This window comes from Mycolicibacterium gilvum, from assembly GCF_900454025.1.
GTDB classification, from domain to species: domain Bacteria; phylum Actinomycetota; class Actinomycetes; order Mycobacteriales; family Mycobacteriaceae; genus Mycobacterium; species Mycobacterium gilvum.
The window spans coordinates 4,860,338-4,882,185 of the sequence record NZ_UGQM01000001.1; the positions used below are offsets into that span (position 1 = coordinate 4,860,338).

The 21,848-nt window shown below is 67.3% G+C and carries 28 protein-coding genes and 1 tRNA gene; 21 read left to right on the forward strand and 8 right to left on the reverse strand.

Translation table 11 applies throughout. The annotated features are described in order from the left end of the window. The first annotated feature begins 142 nt into the window (after positions 1-142). From DYE23_RS22795 to DYE23_RS22815, 5 genes are all read left to right on the forward strand, one after another. On the forward strand, positions 143-934 hold the full coding sequence (locus DYE23_RS22795) for an SDR family oxidoreductase (protein WP_115328250.1): 792 nt from the start codon (positions 143-145) through the stop codon (positions 932-934). A gap of 11 nt (positions 935-945) precedes the next feature. After that, positions 946-2,022 (forward strand): NAD(P)H-dependent amine dehydrogenase family protein, encoded by a 1,077-nt coding sequence (locus DYE23_RS22800; protein ID WP_115328251.1) that lies wholly within the window; start codon positions 946-948, stop codon positions 2,020-2,022. 22 nt (positions 2,023-2,044) lie between these two features. Next, positions 2,045-2,293 carry a hypothetical protein gene (locus DYE23_RS22805; RefSeq protein WP_115328252.1) on the forward strand — a complete coding sequence of 83 codons (249 nt, stop codon included), beginning with the start codon at positions 2,045-2,047 and terminating at the stop codon, positions 2,291-2,293. Positions 2,294-2,307: 14 nt separating this feature from the next. Continuing rightward, positions 2,308-2,553, forward strand: a complete 246-nt coding sequence (locus tag DYE23_RS22810) for a hypothetical protein (RefSeq protein ID WP_115328253.1) — start codon at positions 2,308-2,310, stop codon at positions 2,551-2,553. A gap of 80 nt (positions 2,554-2,633) precedes the next feature. Next, positions 2,634-3,857 (forward strand): Nramp family divalent metal transporter, encoded by a 1,224-nt coding sequence (locus DYE23_RS22815; RefSeq protein WP_115328254.1) that lies wholly within the window; start codon positions 2,634-2,636, stop codon positions 3,855-3,857. Between the two features lie 7 nt (positions 3,858-3,864). Here DYE23_RS22815 and DYE23_RS22820 read toward each other — a convergent pair whose 3' ends face one another. Further along, positions 3,865-4,083, reverse strand: coding sequence for a hypothetical protein (locus tag DYE23_RS22820; protein ID WP_115328255.1), 219 nt, complete (start codon positions 4,081-4,083; stop codon positions 3,865-3,867). Between the two features lie 137 nt (positions 4,084-4,220). Between DYE23_RS22820 and DYE23_RS22825 the strand changes: the two genes are divergently transcribed. The 6 genes from DYE23_RS22825 (at position 4,221) to DYE23_RS22850 (ending at position 9,107) form a co-directional block, all read left to right on the forward strand. Further along, positions 4,221-5,324 carry a poly-gamma-glutamate hydrolase family protein gene (locus DYE23_RS22825; RefSeq protein ID WP_115328256.1) on the forward strand — a complete coding sequence of 368 codons (1,104 nt, stop codon included), beginning with the start codon at positions 4,221-4,223 and terminating at the stop codon, positions 5,322-5,324. A 114-nt stretch (positions 5,325-5,438) separates the two neighbouring features. Then, positions 5,439-6,257: a DUF1365 domain-containing protein gene (locus DYE23_RS22830; RefSeq protein ID WP_235660617.1), complete on the forward strand. Its 819-nt coding sequence runs from the start codon at positions 5,439-5,441 to the stop codon at positions 6,255-6,257. After that, entirely contained in the window at positions 6,254-6,838 is a 585-nt protein-coding gene (locus DYE23_RS22835; protein ID WP_115328258.1) for a sigma-70 family RNA polymerase sigma factor, read from the forward strand. Before DYE23_RS22830 ends, DYE23_RS22835 begins: the two co-directional genes overlap by 4 nt. Next, positions 6,835-7,548: an anti-sigma factor gene (locus DYE23_RS22840; RefSeq protein WP_115328259.1), complete on the forward strand. Its 714-nt coding sequence runs from the start codon at positions 6,835-6,837 to the stop codon at positions 7,546-7,548. Before DYE23_RS22835 ends, DYE23_RS22840 begins: the two co-directional genes overlap by 4 nt. 315 nt (positions 7,549-7,863) lie before the next feature. Then, complete coding sequence (locus DYE23_RS31520) at positions 7,864-8,106, forward strand: hypothetical protein (RefSeq protein ID WP_235660295.1); 243 nt, start codon at positions 7,864-7,866, stop codon at positions 8,104-8,106. After that, positions 8,103-9,107, forward strand: a complete 1,005-nt coding sequence (locus tag DYE23_RS22850; RefSeq protein WP_011891385.1) for an IS3 family transposase — start codon at positions 8,103-8,105, stop codon at positions 9,105-9,107. The genes DYE23_RS31520 and DYE23_RS22850 overlap by 4 nt, the downstream gene beginning before the upstream one ends. Positions 9,108-9,135: 28 nt before the next feature. Here the strand turns inward: DYE23_RS22850 and DYE23_RS22855 are convergent, their stop codons facing one another. Beyond that, positions 9,136-10,233 (reverse strand): glutamate--cysteine ligase 2, encoded by a 1,098-nt coding sequence (locus tag DYE23_RS22855; RefSeq protein WP_115328260.1) that lies wholly within the window; start codon positions 10,231-10,233, stop codon positions 9,136-9,138. Positions 10,234-10,357: 124 nt separating this feature from the next. Between DYE23_RS22855 and DYE23_RS22860 the strand changes: the two genes are divergently transcribed. Beyond that, positions 10,358-11,182: a TIGR03621 family F420-dependent LLM class oxidoreductase gene (locus DYE23_RS22860; protein ID WP_013470910.1), complete on the forward strand. Its 825-nt coding sequence runs from the start codon at positions 10,358-10,360 to the stop codon at positions 11,180-11,182. On the opposite strand, the gene DYE23_RS22865 is transcribed toward DYE23_RS22860, so the two are convergent. The 3 genes from DYE23_RS22865 to DYE23_RS22875 are packed head-to-tail and all read right to left on the reverse strand — an operon-like array spanning position 11,179 to position 12,709. Then, positions 11,179-11,448: a cytochrome C oxidase subunit IV family protein gene (locus DYE23_RS22865; protein WP_011892705.1), complete on the reverse strand. Its 270-nt coding sequence runs from the start codon at positions 11,446-11,448 to the stop codon at positions 11,179-11,181. The genes DYE23_RS22860 and DYE23_RS22865 overlap by 4 nt on opposite strands. Continuing rightward, entirely contained in the window at positions 11,448-12,032 is a 585-nt protein-coding gene (locus DYE23_RS22870; protein ID WP_115328261.1) for a cytochrome c oxidase subunit 3, read from the reverse strand. The genes DYE23_RS22865 and DYE23_RS22870 overlap by 1 nt, the downstream gene beginning before the upstream one ends. After that, positions 12,029-12,709, reverse strand: a complete 681-nt coding sequence (locus DYE23_RS22875; protein WP_372516197.1) for a hypothetical protein — start codon at positions 12,707-12,709, stop codon at positions 12,029-12,031. The genes DYE23_RS22870 and DYE23_RS22875 overlap by 4 nt, the downstream gene beginning before the upstream one ends. A 161-nt stretch (positions 12,710-12,870) precedes the next feature. Between DYE23_RS22875 and DYE23_RS22880 the strand changes: the two genes are divergently transcribed. The 3 genes from DYE23_RS22880 (at position 12,871) to DYE23_RS22890 (ending at position 13,754) form a co-directional block, all read left to right on the forward strand. Then, a tRNA-Arg gene (locus tag DYE23_RS22880) sits at positions 12,871-12,943 on the forward strand. A gap of 195 nt (positions 12,944-13,138) precedes the next feature. Next, positions 13,139-13,366 (forward strand): hypothetical protein, encoded by a 228-nt coding sequence (locus tag DYE23_RS22885; protein WP_115328263.1) that lies wholly within the window; start codon positions 13,139-13,141, stop codon positions 13,364-13,366. A 34-nt stretch (positions 13,367-13,400) separates the two neighbouring features. Continuing rightward, the gene (locus tag DYE23_RS22890) at positions 13,401-13,754 is read left to right on the forward strand and encodes a heme-binding protein (protein ID WP_115328264.1); all 354 of its coding nucleotides are present in this window, start codon (positions 13,401-13,403) and stop codon (positions 13,752-13,754) included. 3 nt (positions 13,755-13,757) lie between these two features. Here the strand turns inward: DYE23_RS22890 and DYE23_RS22895 are convergent, their stop codons facing one another. After that, positions 13,758-14,444 (reverse strand): GAF and ANTAR domain-containing protein, encoded by a 687-nt coding sequence (locus DYE23_RS22895; protein ID WP_115328265.1) that lies wholly within the window; start codon positions 14,442-14,444, stop codon positions 13,758-13,760. Between the two features lie 193 nt (positions 14,445-14,637). Between DYE23_RS22895 and DYE23_RS22900 the strand changes: the two genes are divergently transcribed. The 4 genes from DYE23_RS22900 to DYE23_RS22915 all read left to right on the forward strand — a co-directional run bounded on the left by DYE23_RS22900 (position 14,638) and on the right by DYE23_RS22915 (position 18,876). Further along, entirely contained in the window at positions 14,638-15,858 is a 1,221-nt protein-coding gene (locus DYE23_RS22900) for an acetyl-CoA acetyltransferase (protein ID WP_115329082.1), read from the forward strand. Next, positions 15,855-17,393 (forward strand): carotenoid oxygenase family protein, encoded by a 1,539-nt coding sequence (locus DYE23_RS22905; protein WP_115328266.1) that lies wholly within the window; start codon positions 15,855-15,857, stop codon positions 17,391-17,393. The genes DYE23_RS22900 and DYE23_RS22905 overlap by 4 nt, the downstream gene beginning before the upstream one ends. A gap of 30 nt (positions 17,394-17,423) precedes the next feature. Beyond that, complete coding sequence (locus DYE23_RS22910) at positions 17,424-18,281, forward strand: winged helix-turn-helix transcriptional regulator (protein WP_115328267.1); 858 nt, start codon at positions 17,424-17,426, stop codon at positions 18,279-18,281. Positions 18,282-18,426: 145 nt separating this feature from the next. Continuing rightward, positions 18,427-18,876, forward strand: coding sequence for an Hsp20/alpha crystallin family protein (locus DYE23_RS22915; RefSeq protein WP_013470893.1), 450 nt, complete (start codon positions 18,427-18,429; stop codon positions 18,874-18,876). A 99-nt stretch (positions 18,877-18,975) separates the two neighbouring features. Here DYE23_RS22915 and DYE23_RS22920 read toward each other — a convergent pair whose 3' ends face one another. Further along, entirely contained in the window at positions 18,976-19,401 is a 426-nt protein-coding gene (locus DYE23_RS22920; protein WP_011892695.1) for a hypothetical protein, read from the reverse strand. A 26-nt stretch (positions 19,402-19,427) separates the two neighbouring features. Here DYE23_RS22920 and DYE23_RS22925 point away from each other — a divergent pair, with 26 nt between their 5' ends. Further along, positions 19,428-19,874 carry a cupin domain-containing protein gene (locus tag DYE23_RS22925; RefSeq protein WP_011892694.1) on the forward strand — a complete coding sequence of 149 codons (447 nt, stop codon included), beginning with the start codon at positions 19,428-19,430 and terminating at the stop codon, positions 19,872-19,874. On the opposite strand, the gene DYE23_RS22930 is transcribed toward DYE23_RS22925, so the two are convergent. Further along, complete coding sequence (locus tag DYE23_RS22930) at positions 19,864-20,607, reverse strand: 3-keto-5-aminohexanoate cleavage protein (protein WP_011892693.1); 744 nt, start codon at positions 20,605-20,607, stop codon at positions 19,864-19,866. The two genes, DYE23_RS22925 and DYE23_RS22930, sit on opposite strands and share 11 nt — an antisense overlap. 233 nt (positions 20,608-20,840) lie before the next feature. On the opposite strand from DYE23_RS22930, the gene DYE23_RS22935 reads away from it, so the two are divergent. After that, on the forward strand, positions 20,841-21,773 hold the full coding sequence (locus tag DYE23_RS22935; RefSeq protein ID WP_011892692.1) for a cyclopropane mycolic acid synthase family methyltransferase: 933 nt from the start codon (positions 20,841-20,843) through the stop codon (positions 21,771-21,773). Positions 21,774-21,848 lie beyond the last annotated feature (75 nt).

Below are 21,848 nucleotides of genomic sequence, written 5' to 3' on the forward strand. Positions count from 1 at the left end.
AGGCGTCCACTCGATCTCTGCCTGCTGAAATGCAATTTCGGCGAGATGGGAAATTAGAACGTGTTACAGAAAGTGCTCACGCCGCTGGATTCCGCTTGCTAGCGTGACGCGCGGCGGCCACCGACGGCGATTGGAGACACGTGTGATTCTGGACCGGTTCCGGCTCGACGATCAGGTGGCGGTGGTGACCGGGGCCGGCCGCGGTCTCGGCGCCGCGATGGCCCTCGCGTTCGCTGAAGCGGGCGCTGACGTGCTGATTTCCGCACGCACGCAATCACAGCTGGAAGAGGTTGCCGAGCAGATCGCCGGCACCGGGCGGCGTGCGCACATCGTCGTCGCCGACCTCGCCCGTCCCGAGGACACCGCGGCTCTGGCCGCACAGGCGGTGGACGCATTCGGCAGGCTAGACATCGTCGTCAACAACGTCGGCGGCACCATGCCCAACGCGTTGTTGAACACCTCGACAAAGGATATGCGCGACGCGTTCACCTTCAACGTGGCGACGGCACACGCGTTGACGACGGCCGCGGTGCCGTTGATGCTCGAGCACTCCGGCGGCGGCAGCATCATCAACATCACCTCGACGATGGGCCGCGTCGCGGGGCGCGGTTTCGCCGCCTACGGCACCGCGAAGGCCGCGCTGGCGCATTACACGCGACTGTCGGCGCTCGACCTCGCACCCCGCATCCGCGTCAACGCGATCGCGCCCGGGTCCATCCTGACCTCCGCGCTGGAGATCGTCGCGAGCAACGACGACCTGCGCGACCCGATGGAGAAGGCGACGCCGATGAAGCGCCTCGGCGACCCGCTCGACATCGCCGCTGCCGCTGTGTATCTCGCCTCGCCCGCTGGCGCGTACCTGACCGGTAAGACCCTCGAGGTCGACGGCGGCATCAACTTCCCGAACCTCGAACTTCCCATCCCCGATCTGTGAGGAGTCCCGTCATGGCAATCAGAGTCGCCGCTGTCGGCACCGGAAACGTCGGCAGGCACGCGCTGGCGCAGGTGATCTCCGACCCCCGGTTCGAACTCACCGCGGTGTGGGTGTCGTCGGAGTCCAAAGCCGGCAAGGACGCCGCAGAGCTTGCGGGACTGCAGGATTCGACCGGTATCCGTGCGACGGCCGACCTCGACGAGGTTCTGTCCACGCAACCGGAGTGTGTCGTGTACACCGCTCTGGCCGACAACCGTCTCCCCGAGGCGCTCGAGGACTACCGTCGCATCCTGGCCGCGGGGGTCAACGTCGTCGGCAGCAGTGCGGTGTTCCTCCAGCATCCATGGCAGGTGCTGCCCGATGAGATGATCGCGCCGATCGAAGACGCCGCCCGCGAGGGATCTTCGACCCTGTTCGTCAATGGCATCGACCCCGGGTTCGCCAACGACCTGCTTCCGATGGCACTCGCCGGAACCTGCCAGAACATCCAGCAGATCCGCTGCATGGAGATCATCAACTACGACACCTACGACAGCGCGGCCGTCATGTTCGACGTGATGGGATTCGGGGGCTCGCTCGACGAGACCCCGATGCTGCTGCAGCCGGGTGTGCTCAGCCTCGCCTGGGGTTCGGTGGTCCGCCAGCTCGCGGCCGGACTCGACATCGAACTCGACGAGGTCACCGAGACCCACGTGCGGGTTCCCGCGCCCGAATCGTTCGACATCGCCGCCGGCCGGATCGAGGAAGGCACCACTGCAGCAATCCGTTTCGAGGTGCGCGGGATGAAGGACGGCAACGTCGCCGTCGTCCTGGAGCACGTGACCAGACTGCGCGACGATCTCTGCCCGGACTGGCCGCAGCCGGCCCAGCACGGCGGCTCCTACCGGATCGAGATCACCGGCGAACCGTCCTATGCGCTGGACCTGTGCCTGAGCAGCCCGAACGGCGACCACAACCACGCCGGTCTGGTCGCGACCGCCGCTCGCGTGGTCAATGCCATTCCCGCCGTTGTCGATTCGTCACCCGGAATCGTGACTGCACGAGAGTTACCTCCCATAACGGGCAAAGGTCTGTACGCTAACCCTTGAAACTCGCTGGAAGGAACCTGAAATGAAGGCTCGCCTGAGCACCCTCGCCGCCCTCCTCGTCGCCGGCGGCGCCGCCGCGGCGATCGCCGCCGCGCCGGCCGCGCTCGCGCAGCCGAACTGCTCCACGACATCAGCAGGCGCCGGGGGCCGGACCGAGGTGTGCCAGTCGCCCGGTCACGCTCAGATCAGCTCCACCCCCGGGGTGTACGCGCAGCCGTGGTACGGCGGCGGCTTCTTCCGGTGGGAACGCTACGGCCCCTACATCTTCTGATCGGACGATCGGACATGACGACCGCCTCGCGTCTACTCCTCGGGCTCGCCGCGAGCCTCGGATTCCTGGCGGTCGCCGCGGCTCCCCTCGCCGCCGCGGCGCCGGACTGCTCGAATGTCGGCAAGACGGTGACGTTCTGTCAGACCAACGGCAGCACCCAGATCATCAGCACTCCGCCCCCGTGGAATTACGGCGGCTGGACCGGAATCGGTTACTGGCCGCTGGTCGGCGCCTACGGCGTCGGAGTCGGCCCCTGGTAGCCCACCCCGCGATGGTCCCCGCCAAAGGTTTCGGCTAGCCTAACTTTTCTATTCGCCGTTCCGGATAGAAGAGGGGTGTCGTGACCCAGGACGTCCGACCACAGACGAGGCGTTGGCTGCTGCTCGGACCGGCGTTCGTCGCCGCGATCGCCTACGTCGATCCCGGCAACGTCGCAGCCAACGTCAGCGCCGGCGCGCAGTTCGGGTTTCTCCTCGTCTGGGTGATCGTCGCCGCGAACCTGATGGCCTGCCTCGTGCAGTATCTGTCGGCGAAGCTCGGCCTGGTGACGGGGTGCTCGCTCCCCGAGGCGGTCGGCGGCCGGATGAGTCGCAAGACCCGGCTCGCCTACTGGGTGCAGGCCGAATTGGTCGCGATGGCAACCGATCTCGCCGAAGTCGTGGGCGGGGCGATCGCGCTGTACCTGTTGTTCGATCTACCCCTGCTCGTCGGCGGGATGATCACCGGCGCTGTCTCGCTGATCCTGTTGATCGTCAAGGATGTTCGCGGGCAAAGGGTCTTCGAACGGGTCATCACCGGCCTGCTGATGGTCATCGCGATCGGATTTCTCACCAGCCTGTTCGCGGCCTCCCCTCCGGTGGGCGCCGCGGCCGAGGGACTGATACCGCGTTTCGACGGCGCGGAGAGCGTGCTGCTGGCCGCTGCGATGCTCGGCGCGACGGTGATGCCTCACGCGGTCTATCTGCACTCCGGCCTGGCCCGCGACCGGCACGGCCACCCCGGGCCCGGCGAACCCCGGCGCGCACTGCTGCGCATCACCCGCTGGGATGTCGGCATCGCGATGCTGGTCGCCGGAGCCGTCAACCTGTCGATGCTCCTTGTCGCGGCGACCAACCTGCAGGGCATCGAGAACACCGATTCCATTGAGGGCGCCCACGCCGCGGTGCAGAGCACACTCGGCAGCACCGTCGCGCTGCTCTTCGCGATCGGCCTGCTCGCATCGGGTCTGGCGTCGTCCTCGGTCGGCGCCTACGCCGGCGCGATGATCATGCAGGGCCTGCTTCGACGGTCGGTCCCACTGCTCGCCCGTCGGCTCATCACGCTGATCCCCGCGCTGGTGATCCTGGCGGTGGGTGTCGACCCCAGTCGCGCACTGGTGCTGTCACAGGTCGTGCTGTCGTTCGGCATCCCGTTCGCACTGATTCCACTGGTGCGGCTCACGGCCGATCGGGCCTTGATGGGCGCCGACGTGAACCATCGCGTCACGACGGCTCTCGGCTGGATCGTCGCGGGCCTGATCACGGTCCTGAACGTGGTGCTGATCTACCTGACGATCTGGGGCTGAGGAAGTCCTACTCGAAAGCGCCCGCGACCACGACAGCCCCGACGAAGGCCATGATGCAGGCGAGCGTGGCGTAGGTGGCGGGCCCGTGTGTGCGGACGAGGTACGGACGGTCGTCGGGCCTGGGTTGCCTGCGCTTGTTGGCCCACCCCACGGCGACGACCGCAGCGTTGAAGAACGCCACGACCACTGCGGCCACGACAAGCGATCCGGCGACTGCGGACGACACTCATTCCCCCTGGGTTATCCCGAGTAATTCGTCAATCCTTGCATTTCTAGCAAATTCGGCAACTCATGGGAAATCCGCCTAAAATTGAGTGTTTGCGACCGCCGCCGGCATGCAGCCGACCGAGGTGAGGAGAGTTTTTGTCTGCCCAGGTCACGGACCGCGACACGGCCGGGGACGTTCGGCACAACTACTTTGCGTACGGATCGAACCTCTGTGCGCGGCAGATGGCCCGACGCTGCCCGGACGCCACCGATCCCCGGCCGGCGACTCTGGCCGACCACGACTGGCTCATCAACGAGCGCGGCGTGGCCACCATCGAGCCGTTCACGGGCAGCGAGGTGCACGGGGTCGTGTGGCAGGTGTCCGACCGCGATCTCGCCACCCTCGACAGCGCCGAGGGCGTCCCGGTCCGCTACCGCCGGGATGAGATGACGGTGCTCACCGCCGCCGGTCCGTCACCGGCGTGGGTGTACATCGACCACCGGGTGGAGCCTGGTCCGCCGCGGCCGGGTTACCTGGAACGCATCCTCGACGGCGCCCATCATCACGGGCTGCCACGACGGTGGATCCAGTTCCTCGAACGCTGGGATCCGGCGAACTGGCCGCAACGTCGCGAGGACCGGCATGCCTCGGGACCACAGACACTCTCGGAACTTCTCGCGGACCCGGCCGTGACCGAGGAGTCGGTGCTGAGATCCCGCTTCGGGTTCCTGGCGATCCACGGCGGTGGACTCGAGCGGATGACCGACGTCATCGCCGAACGCGCCGCCGACGCCGCCGGGGCCTCGGTATACGTGGTGCGCCACCCCGACCAGTACCCGTACCATCTGTCGTCGGCGCGATACGACCCGGCACATTCACCACGGCTCGCCGAGTTCCTCGACCACGTCGACGTCGCGGTGTCGCTGCACGGCTACGGTCGCATCGGCCGCAGCACCCAGTTGCTCGCCGGCGGACGCAACCGCGCCCTGGCCGAGCATGTGGCGACTCATCTGGAGATTCCCGGCTACCGGGCGCTCACCGATCTGACGACTATCCCGGCGGAACTTCGCGGCCTGCATCCCGACAACCCGGTGAACCGGACCAGGGGCGGCGGCACGCAACTGGAACTCTCGGCGCGGGTGCGCGGGACCAGTCCGCGCAGCGCCGTTCCGAGCGACGACGGACTGTGTCCGGCCACCTCGGTTCTGGTCCAGGGGCTGACCGCCGCCGCGCGGTCCTGGACGCTGCCGCCGCGCTGAGACGCACGTCCCCAACACCCACCCATCCATCCGTGGTGCGGCTCCGAATAGGGATATGTGAACCCCATTCGCACACTCGACCGGCCGATTGCCGTCGCCCCGGCGGCGCGTGACCTGGATGAAGACCGGCCGGCCCGGCGGCGTAGGGCCGCGTCCGTCCCGCGCGTCGGCGCCGCGCTGTACCGTACGCGGATCACCCACCTGCGGCGCACGCCAGTGCACCACTACTTCGAACAGCGCAGCTACAGCTGGTTCGTCGATCTCGACGCGCTGCCCCGGGTGCCCGGGTGGCTTCGCCCGTTCGCGAGGTTCGAGGCCCGCGATCATCTGTGGGACGCACCCGTCGACACGTTGCGCGGGCGCATCGACGCCTTTCTCGCCGGCAAGGGCATCGATCTGCACGGTGGTCGGGTGACCGCGCTGTTGCAGCCGCGGGTGCTCGGGCATGTCTTCAACCCGCTCACCCTGTACTGGTGCCACGACGCGACCGGGGTGTTGCGGTGGGTGGTCGCCGAAGTGCAGAACACCCACGGCGAACGCCACGCGTATCTGATGCCGCCGACCTCTGCGGACCGTCCGGCGGTCGTGGACAAGAAGCTGTACATGTCGCCGTTCACCGGGGTCGACGGCTGCTACCTGGTGCGTGCTCCTGAGCCCGAAGAGCAACTCGACGTGACGATTTCGCTGCTGCGCGACGATCAGCCCGCGTTCGTCGCCACCTGGCGCGGCGCCCGTCGTCCGGCGGGGGCCCGCCAGATCATGGCCATGCAGGTGCTCTCCCCCGTGGCCCCGCTGATGAGCATGCTGAGCATGCGCGTGCAGGGTGCCCTGCTGCGGCTGCGGCGGGTCCCGACGATTCCGCATCCGAACGCCCGGCCCGCACGCGACCGGCGCAAGATTCCGTCGACACCACTGATGAGATGTCCACAATGACGGCATCGGCGCTGGTGGCCGATAGGGTGTTGCTCGTGACCGCCGAACTCGACGCACTGTTGCGCCAGGTGGCCCGCCGAGATGCCGACGCGTTCGCCGCGTTCTACGACCAGACTCGTTCCCGGGTGTTCGGACTCGTGACGAGGGTGCTTCGAGATCCCGGCTACAGCGAGGAAACGACGCAGGACGTGTACCTGCAGGTCTGGCGCACCGCTGAGAACTACGACCCGTCAGCCGGGTCCCCGCTGGCCTGGCTGCTGACGCTGGCACACCGGCGCGCGGTCGACCGCGTGCGCTCCGAGGAGGCCGCGAGCACGCGCGACTCCCGCTACGGCGCGGCGACGATCGAAACACCCACGGACCACGTCTCCGACGCGGCGATCCTCAGCGACGAACGTCAACGGGTGACCGACTGCCTGGGCGCGCTGACCGACACTCAACGTGAGTGCATCCAGCTCGCTTATTACGACGGCCTGACGTACGTCCAGGTCTCCGAGCGCCTTGCGACCAACCTCGCGACGATCAAGTCCCGGATGCGCGATGCGATCCGTGGCCTGAAGAGATGCATGGGGGTCACATGACCGATCCACAGAACGACCTGTTGTCCCTGGCGACGCCGTACGCGTTGCACGCCGTCAGCGCTGCCGAGGCCGCCGAGATCGACCGCCAACTCGACGCCGCGCCACCTGATGTGGCCGATGCGTTCGCCGCGGAGGTGCGCGCAGTGCGCGAGACGATGGCCGTGATCGCCTCGGCGACAGCGGTCGAACCGCCCGCCCATCTGCGCGACGAGATCCTGCGCCAAATCACCGAAGACCGGGTGCGGACATTGCCCTCGCCGCGGCCGCGGCGCTGGTCGCGCGCGGCGCTGTCGGCGGCCGCCGCGGTCTTCATCGGCGTCGGCGCGCTGGGTGTCGGCTATGCGCTGCGTCCGGCGTCCGAGCCGACCACGGCCGAGCAGATCTTCGCGGCGCCCGATGTGCAGACGGTGTCCGGAGAGATCCCCGGGGGCGGCACAGCGACCGTGGTGTTCTCCCGCGAGCGCAATTCCGGTGTGCTGGTGATGAACAACGTGACCCCACCGCAGCCCGGGACCGTCTACCAGATGTGGCTCATCGACACCGACGGTCCGCATTCGGCAGGCACCATGGACTCCGAGTCCGTCGCTCCGTCGACCACCGCCGTGATCCCCGACCTCGGAGGGTCCAAGACGTTGGCTTTCACCATCGAGCCGCCCGGCGGGTCGGCTCAGCCGACCAGTCCGGTGTTCGCGGAACTGCCGCTGATCTGACCGCTCACCCGGTCACCCCCCGCCGAAATTGCATTCCGGCAGGGCATTACTCGGCTTTTCCCTGATGGCCCTCTTTGCCACGCTCATTGTGAGTCAGTGGGAGTCAGTGCGAAGGGGATGAGTGTGTCGATCAGTGCAGGGTTCAGTATCGCCGAGATTCGTGAGTTCGTTGTCGAGTATCAGCGGGTGCCTCATGGGCAGAAGGGGTCGTGGCTTGCTGCTTCAGGGGTCTCTGGCGGTCAGTTCAGACGGTGGCAGGCCGCAGTGTTTAGCGGTGACCTCGACCGTGGCCTGATTCCGCGAGAAGGTAGTGAGATGACAGTTCCCCCGGCGCTGCGCAAAGCGTTGGCCAAAGTTGATGCAGCCAGGCAGGACCGCGACGAGGCCGAACTCGCTCAGCTACGAGAGCGAGTTCGCGAGCTCGAGGCAACCAACGAGGCTTTGGGAAAAGCTATCGGGCTCTTGCACACGATGAGCGCGCACGAGCCCGACGCAGCCCCGACGATCCACGATCTCGACGATTCATCGACGCCGAGAACGGACTTGTCACCGAGTTGACCGCGGCGATCGGTTCGCAACGTCAGGCGCTGGCGATGATCGATCTGTCGCGTTCGACGTGGCATTACCGGACCAACCCGCGCCCGCCGGTCAGCGACCCGCTGCCGCAGAAGCATCGGGCTTACCCATCGCGCATCGATGAGGCCGACCGGGCAGTGATCCGAGACAAGATCCTCGCCGGCTGGGAGGCGGGCAGCTCGGTGGACCATGCGTTCGCCGCCAGCTGGGACGAGGGCGTGATGTTGGCCTCGCGGCGTTCCTGGTGGCGGATCGCCGCCGCGATCGAGGACCAAAGTGCGCGCCCAGTCGCACCGACCCGCTCGACGAGCAAGACGCCCCGGCAGGCGCCGGTACTCAAAGCGACAGGACCACAACAGATCTGGAGTTGGGACATCACCGACCTGCGCAGCCCGTGGCGCGGTGTGGCGTTCAAGGCGTACTCGATCCTTGACATCTACTCCCGCAAGATCGTGGGCTGGCGCGTGGAGGAACGGGAATGCGACGACCTCGCCGTGGACATGTTCGAAGCCGCGTTCGCCGGGCACGGCCTCCCCGCGGTCGTGCACGCCGATTCCGGGCCGGCGATGCGCTCGACGGTCCTCAAAGACCTCCTGGCCGGTCTCAAGATTGGCCAAACCCATAACCGGCCCCGGGTCAGCAATGACAACCCGTTCTCCGAATCGGAGTTCCGCACGATGAAGTACCGACCGAACTATCCCGGTGTCTTCACAGATCTTGACTCCGCCCGCGCCTGGGTGAGCGCCTACGTGTCCTGGTACAACCAGCATCACCGCCACAGCGGCGTCGAACTGTTCACCCCAGACTCCGTCCACGACGGCACGTGGGCGCAGCTCTGGGACCGACGAGACACCGCCCTACAGGCCTACTACGACGCTCACCCCGAACGGTTCCGCAACCGTCCACGAACCAAAAGCCCCAGCCCCGTCGTCGGCATCAACCTCCCCACCGAAAACGACCCCGACCGACTCCAAGCAGCTTGACATCGCCCGTGGAATGCAATTTCGGCGATCAGGGGAACTCGACCGTGGCGGCGGCGCTTTCGGCGAGCACATCGGCGACGTCGTGGCGTCGGCGCCATGCCCGGCGCTGCCGGGCCGCGCCGTTGCCGTGCTCGGCCACGCGGGCGAGGCCGGAGCTGACCAGCTCACCGTCGCCCGAGGCGTCCAGTGCGGGCCCGATGCGTTCGACGAGTCGGTCGAGAAGCTCGACCATGGGCGCGGCCCCGTGGTCGGAGAGATCGACGCCGTCGCCCTCGATTCCGCTGCGCGCGGCCATCCAGTAGGCGGCCTTGAGGACGTACGGGGCGAGCGGGCGGACTGCCTCGCCGCGGGCCTCGTCGTCGAGTGCGGTCATGACGCAGCCCCGCACGATCGCCGCGAACAGCACCGTCTCGGCGACCGTCGCGGGCACGTCGGAGACGCGCACCTCGACGGTCGGAAAGGTCGCCGACGGCCGCACATCCCAATAGACCATGCCCTGATCGCGGATGACGTTGGTGTCGCACAGCATCTGCACCGCGGCGTCGTACTCGTCGGCCGATTCGAACTGCGGTGGCGGCCCGGCGCCGGGCCATCGCGCCCACAGCACGGAGCGCCAGCTGGCGTGTCCGCTGTCTGCGTTGCGGTAGATCGCGGAGTTCGCGGTCAGACCCAGCAACAACGGCAGCCACGGCCGGAGCCGGTTGCCGACCCGGATCGCGGTATCGCGGTCGGGCACCGCGACGTGCACGTGACATCCGCAGATGCCCTGCTCGTGCGCGATCATCCCGTAGCGCTCACCGATGTCGCGGTAGCGAGGGGTGTCGGTGATCGGGAACTCGTGCGGCAGGGTCGGCGGCAGGCCGACCGCGAGCAGTCGGGCGCCGGCGTTCTCGGCGGCGTGAGCAGCGGTCCGTCGCAGATGGACCAGCTGTTCGCGGAGGTCGACGGTGGTGTCGACGACGCCCGTGGCGGTTTCGACCTGACACCGGGTGAGCTCCAGTTGCAACTCCACCCCGTCGCGGGCGGCCAGATCGGCGACCTCGCGGTTGAGGGCCACCGGCGCACCGGATTCCGGGTCGACGAGGAGGAACTCCTCCTCGACACCGAGCGTCGGGATCTCTGTCATGGCTCCGGTGAAATATTGATCCGGCCCGTCGGATATTTCGACGACGGGCCGGATCGGGGTGAGGAAAGTCGATGCGTATATGCCCCTGCCCCCAGCGGTTCAAACCTGGACCTACGATCACGATGTGGCAAAGGAATTCCGCTTCGGTGTCGGCGTCACCCGGGTGAGCACGAGAGCGAAACTCGAAGACGACGCCCGACGCGCCGAAGCTCTGGGTTTCGATGTGCTGCACGTTCCCGACCACCTCGGAGGTCCCGCGCCGTTTCCGGTGATGACCGCGGTGGCGATGGCCACCACATCACTGCGGGTCGGCACCTTCGTGCTCAACTCGGCGTTCTACCGCCCGGCGTTGCTGGCGCGCGATGTGGCGGCCCTCAATGACCTGAGCGACGGACGTGTCGAACTCGGGCTCGGAACCGGCTATGTGCGCGAGGAATTCGACGCGGCGGGCATCCCCTACCCCACCGCCGGCGAGCGCGTCGACCACCTGAAACTCACCGCCGCCCATATCGCCGAGCACCTCCCCGACGTACCGATCATGATCGCCGGCAACGGAGATCGGGTCCTGCGCACCGCCGCACGGTTCGCCGACATCGTCGGATTCACCGGCGGAGACCGCGCCGCCACCGGCGACGAGGATCCCCTCGGCGACCGGATCGGGTTCGTGCGCGCCGCCGCCGGTGAACGGTTCGCCGCGCTCGAGCTCAACATCGCGATCACGGCCATGCCGCTCGACAGCTCGGGGCAGCCGGATCTGACGATCCCCAGGATCTCGCTGCCGGGCCTCTCCGACGACGAACTGCTGCGGCACCCCGGCGTGCTGTCGGGTTCGACGACCGAGATCGCCGATCGGATCCACGGCTACCGCGACGTCTACGGCATCAGTTACGTGATCGTGCAGATGCGCCACGCGGAGGCGTTCGGCGCGGTGATCGATCTCCTTCGCTAGAGCCACAGATACAGCGCGGACAGCAACACCCAGATGCCGGCGCAGTAGGCCTCGAAGGCCGCGCGCAGCGGGATGGGCGCATGGCGCAACTCCATGAAGTCCAGCCCGACGAGGCGGACCTTGACCGCGGCGATCGCAAGAACCAGAACCGCGACCAGGGACCCCGTTCCATGGTCGGCGCCGACGGCCCAGGAGAGCACCGTCGCGGCGACCAGCAACAGCCACGTCGCACCGGCGCGGTTCCTGAGCAGGGCGAGGACGGTCATCAGCTCACCAGGTAGAGGAGTGCGAACAGGAAGATCCAGAGCAGGTCGACAAGATGCCAGAAGCAGGCCGCACCTTCGACCAGAGCCGTTCGGGTGGTGCTCAAGTGGGTGCGCCGGGTTTGGCTGAGGACGAAGATCAGCGCACCGAGACCGAGGCAGACGTGGAACAGGTGCAGCCCGGTCAGGATGACGTAGTAGAGATAGAAGTCGTTGGCGCCCGGGCCGTGACCGGCGTCCGCCAGTGCGACGTACTCGGAAGCCTTCAGCGCGATGAAGACGATGCCCAGCGCCATCGCCGCGGCGACGGCGCTGGCGGCGATTTTTCGGCTCCCGGCCCGGATGGCGTTGAGCGCCAACACGACACACAGTGAACTGGTCAGCAGCACGAGGGTGTTGAGCACGCCGACGCCGATGTGCAGTGTCGTGCGTGCGGTGTCGAAAACCTCTGGGGCGTGGGCACGTTCGACCAGGAAGGTGACGAAGAACGCGCCGAAGACCAGCATGTCGCCGAACAGGAACACCCAGGTGCCGCTCTCACCGGGTATCCGGCGCACGGTGCGCGGCGGGGCCGCCGTGTCGGTCACGCCGGCTGGGCCTCGGGAAGCGCGCCCGCCTCCGCGCGTTGTTGGGCTTTGATCGACGTCGACATCACCGCGGTGGTGCAGAACAACCACACGACGAGCACCAGCCCGGGGATGTAGAAGGCGAACACCCCGTTCCACGCCAAGGGTCCGTCGTTGAAGACCACCACCACGCAGCCGGGCAGCGACAGCGTCGCCACCCACAGGTTGAGGTAGCCGTACCAGCGGGGGAACGTGGGCGGGTCGGCTCTGTCGATGAAGGCGGCCGCGGCCAGCGTGAGGTTCTGGACGATGATCGTCCCGACGATGCCGATGAACCACAACCAGAACACGTCGTTGAGCGCCTGGGTCAGTTCGGCGGACCGTTCCTCGGGGCGGTAGGCGGCCACGCCGAGGAAGAACTGCGGGAACAGCAGGGCGGGAACGAACACGGTCGCCGCCATCAACTGGGTCATCGACAGCATGCCCCAGCCGCCCTCGACCCGCCGGATCCGCAGGACGATCGTGGCCAGGAACGGCAGGGCGAGCACCGCGGACAGCAACGCCCCGGACACCCCGAAACGGATCCAGAGCTTGTGCTCGACGAAGAACGCGGCGATCTCGTCGGCCGACGCCGCCGGCGACAATGGGGGGAACAGCTGCGCGATCCCGGAGAAGCTGGCCCCGTAGAGCAGGATCATGATGGTGCCCGACCAGGCGCCGATGCGTTGCAGTGTCAGCTCCACGGGACGCAGGCTACCGGCCACACCGGCCATGTTTTGACACTTTTGCCATAACGAGGGATCGTCATTGTGGGCCCGGCCGCTCGGCCGGGTAAGCTCCCAGCGTCTTTGCCCTAGCTGCCCCCGTAGCTCAGGGGATAGAGCACGGCTCTCCTAAAGCCGGTGTCGCAGGTTCGAATCCTGCCGGGGGCACTTTTTCCGACTGCCGAGCGTGGGCCTTGTGCACGCTTTTCGACGCAATCGCGTGCACAGGACCCACGATCGAGCGTGCTTTGTCCAGGTGAGCGGCCTGATTTCACCCGTTCCGGGGGATGTCGACCCTCGCGCGTCCCGGCAGATTGAGCACCGGTCCTCGACGAACAGGGCGAGCGGCGGTTGGAGGCAGCGATGCGGAAGTCCTACTACGCGTTACCGATCCTGGCGGCGGGCGCTGTTGCCGCTGGGCTCATGGCCGGGTCGGCCGGGGCGGCCCCGGTGCAGGCGCCGATACCGACGGAATATCCATGGTGCGAGCTGGACGTGTGGTGCTACGACGACGACCTCCAGGTCGTCCTCAATCCGCGCAGCAAGCGCGACGACGTGCAGTACGGCGGCGGCGCCGCATTCGGCAATTAGTGACGAAGTGACTCGACCACGAAGAGGAGTAGGTATGTCTGTTCTCGTTCGATCCGTGGGGGCGATCGTGATCGCCGGCGCCGCGCTCCTTGGCAGCAGCGCACTCGCCGCATCACAGCCGCCGCCCCCGAACTGCTCCATCGCGGACCAGGCCGGGATTCTGTCGGGCGTGTCGGCCTCCTTGTCGGCGTACATGTTCACCCACCCCGATGTGAACGGGTTCTTCAGCGGCCTTCGTGGTCTCCCGCCCGAGGAGCGCCGCGCGAAGGTTGACGCGTACCTCGACATGAACCCGAGGGTGGAAGCCGATATGCAGGGAATCCGCCAGCCGATGACCGACTTCCGCGCTCGATGCGGACTTCCGCCGGCCGGCTTGGCCGACGACTGATACCTACGTGCCCCTGGTCTCGATGACTTTCGCGGCGACCTCGGTGAGCTTGGTGTTGCTGTCCTGCGACAACCTGCGCAACATGTCGAACGCCGCGACGTCGTCGACGTCATAGCGCTCCATGATGATGCCCTTGGCCTGACCGATGCGGTCACGGCTTGACAACGCCGATTCGAGTTGTTCGCTCTGCCGGCTGGCCATGATCGCCGCGGCGGCGTGCGCGGCCAGGATCGCGCCGATGGTCTCGGCCTCAGCGTCGAACGCGTTGGGCTCAAGCCCGAAAAGGTTCAATGCACCGGCGGTATGCCCGCTGGTGTACAGCTTGAACGACAGACCGGAGAGCACCCCGATCTCGGCGGCCGCCGGGGCGTACTTCAGCCAACGTTCCTCGCTCCGGAAGTCGTCGGTGCGCACGATGGTCTGGTCGAGGGCGGCGTCGAGACAGGGGCCCTCCTTGAACCTCATCTGGAGTTCGTCGAGTCGATGAGGCAGCTCGGACGTTCCCGCGACCGACTCGAAGCGGCCCGCCGTGCCGACCAGCAGCACGCCTGCGGCGTCGACCCCCGGGATCAACGTCCTCGCCTCTGCGGTCACGTCCGACAGCACGTCCTCGACACGGCGCGGACTGGCGACCTGGCGGGCCAGCTCAGCCATCCGGCGGGCCAGCTCGTGGGTGGGCATCGGGTTCATCGTTACAGACTTCCCCATATCCCGCGTCGATTACGCAGCGGGGGTTTGCCCCGTCCACTGCTGGGAATGAAGGCGGGAGACACGGGATGCGGTCGACCGCACCTCATGTCCAGGTCTCGTCGGTTCAGACCAGAAGCCGGCGGGACCGCCTACGCCGGAGCAGTCACTCTGTTAGTTGTAGTACGGTGCTGTGGTGCGCTCGGCGGATGACGTGTGGATTCTCGGTGGCTACCAGAGCGACTTCGCGTGCAATTACCACCGCGACGGTCGGGGGTTCTCGGAGCTGACCGCCGAAGTCGTCGAGTCGACGCTGCGCGACGCCTGCATCGACGCCCGCGACATCGGCGTCGTCCACGTCGCCAATGCCTTCGGCGAACTCTTCGCCCATCAGGGCCACCTCGGCGCCATGCCGGCCACCGTCGTCGACGGACTCTGGGACACCCCGGCCACCCGGCACGAAGCGGCGTGCGCATCCGGTAGCGTCGCCGCGCTCGCAGCGATCGCCGATCTACGTTCCGGCGCGTACCGCACCGCACTGGTGGTCGGCATCGAGCTGGAGAAGACGGTGCCGGGCGACACGGCGACGTCCATTCTCGGCGCAGCGGCATGGACGGGGCACGAGGGCCGCGACGCGAAGTTCATGTGGCCGCACATGTTCAACGCCGTCGCCGACGAGTATGACCGCAGGTACGGTCTCGACGAGTCGCATCTGCGCGCCATCGCCGATCTCAACTTCACCAACGCGCGTGCCAACCCTCTGGCTCAGACCCGCGACTGGAGCGTGCCGACTCCGCCCACCGCCGATGACACATCCAACCCGGTGGTCGACGGCAGGCTGCGCAGACTCGACTGCAGCCAGCTCACCGACGGGGGCGCCGGCATCGTGCTCGTCAGCGACGCGTGGCTACGCGACAACCCTGCCGCCCGGCCACTCGGCCGCATCGACGGATGGGGCCACCGCACCGTCGGGCTGGGGTTGCGCCAGAAGCTCGACCACTCCGCGGGGAATCCCTATGTCTTCCCGCATGTCCGCAACGCCGTGCAGGACGCGTTCGGACGCGCCCGCGTCTCGCTCGACGACGTCGACGGGTTCGAGGTGCACGACTGCTTCACCCCGAGCGAGTACCTCGCGATCGACCACATCGGCCTGACCGAGCCCGGCCAGTCGTGGAAGGCGATCGAGCACGGCGAGATCGCGATCGGCGGTCGGCTGCCCGTCAACCCCAGCGGCGGGCTGATCGGCGGCGGGCATCCGGTGGGAGCCTCCGGGGTCAGGATGCTGCTCGACGCCGCTCGACAGGTCAGCGACACCGCCGGCGACTACCAGGTCGAGGGCGCAAAGACGTTCGGCACGTTGAACTTCGGCGGAAGCACCGCCACCACCGTCAGTTTCGTCGTCGGGAGTACACCATGACAGCCGGCACCCATCCCGAAGTCGTGGGCAAGTTCCTGTCCACGCTGCCCGAGGATGACGACCACCCCTACCGCACCGGCCCGTGGCGCCCGCAGACCACCGAGTGGGACGACGACGACCTCAGAGTCGTCGCAGGCCAGATCCCCGGCGATCTCGATGGGGTGTATCTGCGCAACACCGAGAATCCGCTGCACCCGGCCCTGAAGTACTACCACCCGTTCGACGGTGACGGCATGCTGCACATGGTCGGCTTCCGCGACGGAAAAGCCTTCTACCGCAACCGGTTCGTTCGCACCGACGCCCTCGCCGCGGAGAACGAGGCCGGCGGCCCGCTGTGGCCCGGGATCGCCGAGCCGATCGAGTTGGCCAAGCGCGACTACGGCTGGGGTGCACGCACTCTGATGAAGGACGCGTCGTCCACCGACGTGATCGTGCACCGGGGCGTCGCGCTGACGAGCCACTACCAGTGCGGCGACCTGTACCGCATCGACCCGTGCACCGGCGCGGATCTCGGCAAGGAGGACTGGAACGGCGGGTTCCCCACCGACTGGGGGGTGTCCGCGCACCCGAAGGTCGACGACCGCACCGGCGAGCTGTTGTTCTTCAACTACAGCAAGCAGGCGCCGTTCATGCGCTACGGAGTGGTCAGCCCCGCCGGCGACGTGGTGCACAACGTGGACGTACCGCTGCCGGGTCCGCGCCTGCCGCACGACATGGCCTTCACCGAGAACTACGTGATCCTCAACGACTTTCCGCTGTTCTGGGACACCGGGCTGCTGGAACACAACATCCACCTGCCGCGCTTCCACCGCGATGTGCCGTCCCGCTTCGCAGTTCTCCCCCGCCGCGGTAACACCTCGCAGATCATGTGGTTCGAGGCCGACCCGACCTACGTCCTGCACTTTCCCAACGCCTTCGAGGACGGCGACGAGATCGTGCTCGACGGGTTCTTCCAGGGCGACCCGGAACCCACCCAGGGCGTCGACAACGGCATGAGCCGTAAATGGCAGCAGATCTTCCGGTCCCTGTCCCTCGACGGGATGCAGACCCGGCTGCACCGGTGGCGGTTCAACCTGAAGACCGGCGCGGTGCGCGAGGAGCACCTGTCCGACAGTTTCACCGAATTCGGCATGATCAACCCCGGCTTCTCGGGACGTCCCCACCGGTACACGTACGCCGCGACCGGCAAGCCCGGGTGGTTTCTGTTCGACGGCCTGGTCAAGCACGACCTGCACACCGGCACCGAGCAGAGATTCACCTTCGACGACTGCGTTTTCGGCAGCGAGACGGCGATGGCGCCGCGCGTGGGCGGCACGGATGAGGACGACGGCTACCTCGTCACGCTGACCACCGACATGAACACCGACGCGTCGTACTGCCTGGTGTTCGACGCGGCTCGCGTCGGCGACGGCCCGGTGTGCAAACTTCAACTGCCCGAGCGTATCTCCAGCGGTACGCACTCGACCTGGGCGGCGGGTTGCGACCTGCCGCGGTGGCGCGACAGCGAGTCGGCGGCCGGGGCGATCGGCCTCTAGTTGACCGGGCCCCCCAATGCGGTCGCCCGCATGCTCGGCCTGCTCGGCGACGAGTGGACGCTGCTGATCGTCCAGCGGGCGCTGCTGGGGGCCCGGCGCTACGGCGAGTTCCTCGATGCCCTGCCGGTGTCCAATGCGGTACTGACGAGCAGGCTGCAATCGCTGAGTGCCACAGAGATGCTGTCCCGCAACCAGTATCAGAGCAATCCACCCCGGTTCGAGTACCTGGTGACGCCGATGAGCCGCTCACTCTGGCCGATGCTGACCTCGATCTGGGAATGGGAGCGACGGTGGGTGACCGACCATGCCGAGCCCCTGCCCCGGATGCGGCACACAGGGTGCGGCCACGAGTTCGCCCCCCGAGTCGTCTGCCGATCGTGCACGGCGGAGGCGAGCGGCAATGACGTTGTCGCACAATGGGGTCCGAGCGGATCCTGGCAGCGCTCGATCCCGGGCGGTACCCAGCGCCGCCGCTCCAGCGGGCACCGTTCGGGTGCGACCATCCTGTTCCCGCAGACCATGAGCGTGATCGGTGACCGCTGGGCGTTCGCGATGCTGGTCGCCGCGTTCGTCGGGATGCGTCGCTTCACCGATTTCCAGGCCCAGCTCGGCGCCCCGCCCACCACCGTCGCCGACCGCCTGACGACGTTCACCGACGAGGGGATCCTGGTCAGCGGCGACGGCGGCTACCAGCTCACCGACAAGGGGAGGGCCTTCTTCCCGGTGCTGGTGTGCGCGCTGTCGTGGGCGCAGCGGTGGTTCCCGTCCCCCGAGGGACCCGCGGTGATCCTCACCCATACGGCATGCGGAAGGCGTTTCGACCCGGTGCTGCGCTGCGATCAATGCCAGCGGCATCTGCGTGGGGCGCAGATCCGCCCGGTGCCGTAGCTGCAGCAGTGCCCCGACCGGGGCCGAAATTTCCCCCAAAATAGTGCTGGCACTCTCCTATCTCGAGTGCTAATCTCGCTGGTGCACAGTGATTTGGTCGCCCGCCAGGGTGGCGGGCTCTAAGCGACATAGGAGGTGAATTGCTGTGCTCCGTTTTGATCCGTTCAGTGACATTGACGCGCTGACCCGGGGCCTGCTTACCAGCCAGACCGGATCGAACCGTACGCCTCGTTTCATGCCGATGGACCTGTGCAAGATCGACGACCACTATGTCCTGACCGCAGACCTTCCCGGGGTCGATCCCGGATCGGTCGACGTCGACGTCGACAACGGCACGCTCACCATTTCGGCGCACCGAACCGCACGGTCCGACGAGTCCGCCCAGTGGCTCAGCAGCGAGCGTTTCTACGGCACCTACCGGCGCCAGCTGTCGCTCGGCGACGGCATCGACACGGGAGCGATTTCGGCAACCTATGAGAACGGCGTCCTCACCGTGACGATTCCGGTCGCCGAGAAGGCCAGACCGCGCAAGATCGCGATCAACCACACCAAATCCCAGACGTCGATCGAAGCCAACACCGTCGACGCCGAGTGATCCCGACCCGTCGGCTGCCGCGGTCCAGTCCCCTGGCGGGCTGGACCGCGCAGCCGGCGATTATCCTGCGCGACAGCAGGACTCGCGGTCAGACCCGGGTCACCTGAGGCTGCCGGTCGACCACGTCGAGAGCATCGCCCACACCGACAACACCACCGCCAGCAGCGCCACCGCGCCGCCCACGTAGAGCCCGTAGCCGGCGGTCACCGGCGGGTAGACGTAGAGCCGGTAATACCACAGCGCCAGCACCACGAGCAGAATCGAAATGGCCAGCGCCGCCGTGGAAGCCATACGGCCCGAGATCCCTCTGGCCGCCATCGCGCCGGACACCACCAACGTCGACGCGAGCAGCACCACGAGTTGACCCACGCCGAAGCCCGGCGGCGGCACCGGCATCGGACCCACCACACTGCCGATCGCGTTGGCACGCCCTCCATCGGCGGCCGTCAGCCACGGCAGCCACGCACTCACCGCCACGATCAACGCACACAGCGCGACCAGCCACCCCGGAAGCGCGCGAGCCATGCGCGCAAGACTACTAGGGTGAGCCGATGAGCGATCTCCCCGAATGGGCGCGTCGGCTCGATCTCTCCCCCCACCCCGAGGGCGGCTGGTACCGGGAGACGTGGCGCAGCGACCTGACCATTCCGCAATCGGTGTTACCGCCGGACTACACGGGTGGCCGAAACGCGGGGACCGCGATCCTGTTCCTTCTGATGCCGGGCCAGCAGTCGGCCTGGCACACCGTGCGCAGCGCCGAACTGTGGCTCTACCACTCGGGAGGACCGCTGCACCTGGAGGTCGGTGAGCAGCAGGAGTCCGCGACGACGCATGTCCTCGGCGCCGACATCCTCGCCGGCGAGAGTCCCCAGTACGTGGTGCCGCCCGGGCACTGGCAGCGCGCGCGACCCAGCGGTGAGCAGCCGTGCCTGGTCAGTTGCGTGGTCGTACCGGGCTTCGACTTCGGCGACTTCGCCCTCGGCGCGCCTACCGACTGAGCAGTTCCAGCGCCGCGGCGACCAGAGCGGCATTGCCGTCGGCGACGGACCCGTCGGGCAGACACACCGTGTCCTCCAGCCCGATGCGGGCCTGAATCCGGCGGACGCCGGCGTGTTCCAGCAGCGGCCAACAGCTTTCGTCGAGGCCGTGCAACAGCACCGGTGCGGGTGACCGCGCGCCGTCGACCACGCCGAGGATCTCGTCGGCCCTCGACACGTCCCCGTCGGCGCCCAGTTCGATCATCACCCGCATGCAGTGCTGCGTCATCTCGGAAGCCGCCCACGCCCGCGCGGCCTCGGCGTGGAAGAGGCCGATCTCCACCCCGATACCGCGGCTCAGCAGAAGCTCGGCCACCTCGGGTGACCCCGGCTCGTGCCAGTTCACGGACGCGAAGTCCGGCAGGATGCTCCACTCCTCGATGGCCTCGAGGCGCTGCTGCGCGTCGGGCAGTGCCCAGAAGCCTGTGGTGACACCGAGCGGCAACCCCGGCAGAGCCTCACGGACCGCCGCGACCGCGGCGTCCACCTCCTCCGCCCGCAGCGAGTCCCTGCCGTCGGCGCCCTTGGGATGCATGTGAACGGCCTTCGCGCCCGCGGCGTGCACGGCGACCGCCTCGGCGGCCAGTTGATCCGGCGTCACCGGGAGATTCGGATGGTGATCCGGTGTGCGGGCTCCGTTGACACAGGCCTTGAGGTAGATCGTCCCGGTGTCGCGGAAAGGGTTGTCGGCCATGCCGGCCATCCTGGTCTGCGAACGCCGTCGCCGCCCGTCCGACCCGACACGATGAAGAGAAAATTTCCGTCGCGAGCCGTCTCGACCGGGCAATCCCGCGGCGGGTATGGTCGGCGAAGCCGCCGCGTTCGCATCTGATAGAGGTGCGCACCACCCGAGCGGACCAGGGCCGAGTTGAGCGAACAGCCGCGCCACGCATGCTCGTGTGATCACTTGCAGACAGGATGGGCTACATGTCAAACACCTCAGCCGAACAGCAGGACGCCACCGCACAGTCGGCATGGCTGTCGAAGTCGGCGTCGGAGACGCGTGGATCGGACAAGAAGGAAGTCCAGTTCCACTACGACATCTCGAACGACTTCTTCAAGCTGTGGCAGGACCCGTCGCAGACCTACAGCTGCGCGTACTTCGAGAAGGACGACTACACGCTCGAGCAGGCGCAGCTCGCGAAGGTCGACCTGTCACTGGGCAAGCTCGGCCTGCAGCCGGGCATGACGCTGCTCGACATCGGCTGCGGCTGGGGTTCGACCATCCAGCGCGCCGTGGAGAAGTACGACGTCAACGTCATCGGCCTGACGCTCTCGGAGAACCAGAAGCAGCACATCGAGCAGAACCGGTTCCCGAACATCGACACCAACCGCAGCATGGAAGTCCGGCTGCAGCCGTGGGAGGAGTTCGACGGGAAGGTCGACCGGATCGTGTCGATCGGCGCCTTCGAGCACTTCGGGTTCAACAAGTACGAGGACTACTTCAAGAAGACGTTCAGCTGGCTGCCCGACGACGGCGTGCAGATGCTGCACACGATCATCATCCCCAGCGATGAGGAGATCAAAGCCAAGAAGCTGCCGCTGACCATGTCGAAGGTGCGCTTCATCAAGTTCATCATGGACGAGATCTATCCCGGCGGCCGTCTGCCGCTGGCCGCCCAGGTCACCGACGCCGCGAAGGGTGCGGGCTACACGGTGACCCGCGAGCAGCACCTGCAGCCGCACTACGTCAAGACCCTCGACACCTGGGCCGCGAACCTCAAGGACAAGAAGGACGAGGCCGTCGCGATCACCTCCGAGGAGATCTACGAGCGCTTCTACAAGTATCTGACCGGTTGCGCCGACCTCTTCCGCGACGGCTACACCGACGTCGTGCAGTTCACCTTGGAAAAGCAGTGATGGATCGCGGTGTAGTAATTTGAGCACACGCGTTACCTGATTCGGCGACACAACGCCTGAACGGAATGGAGGTCG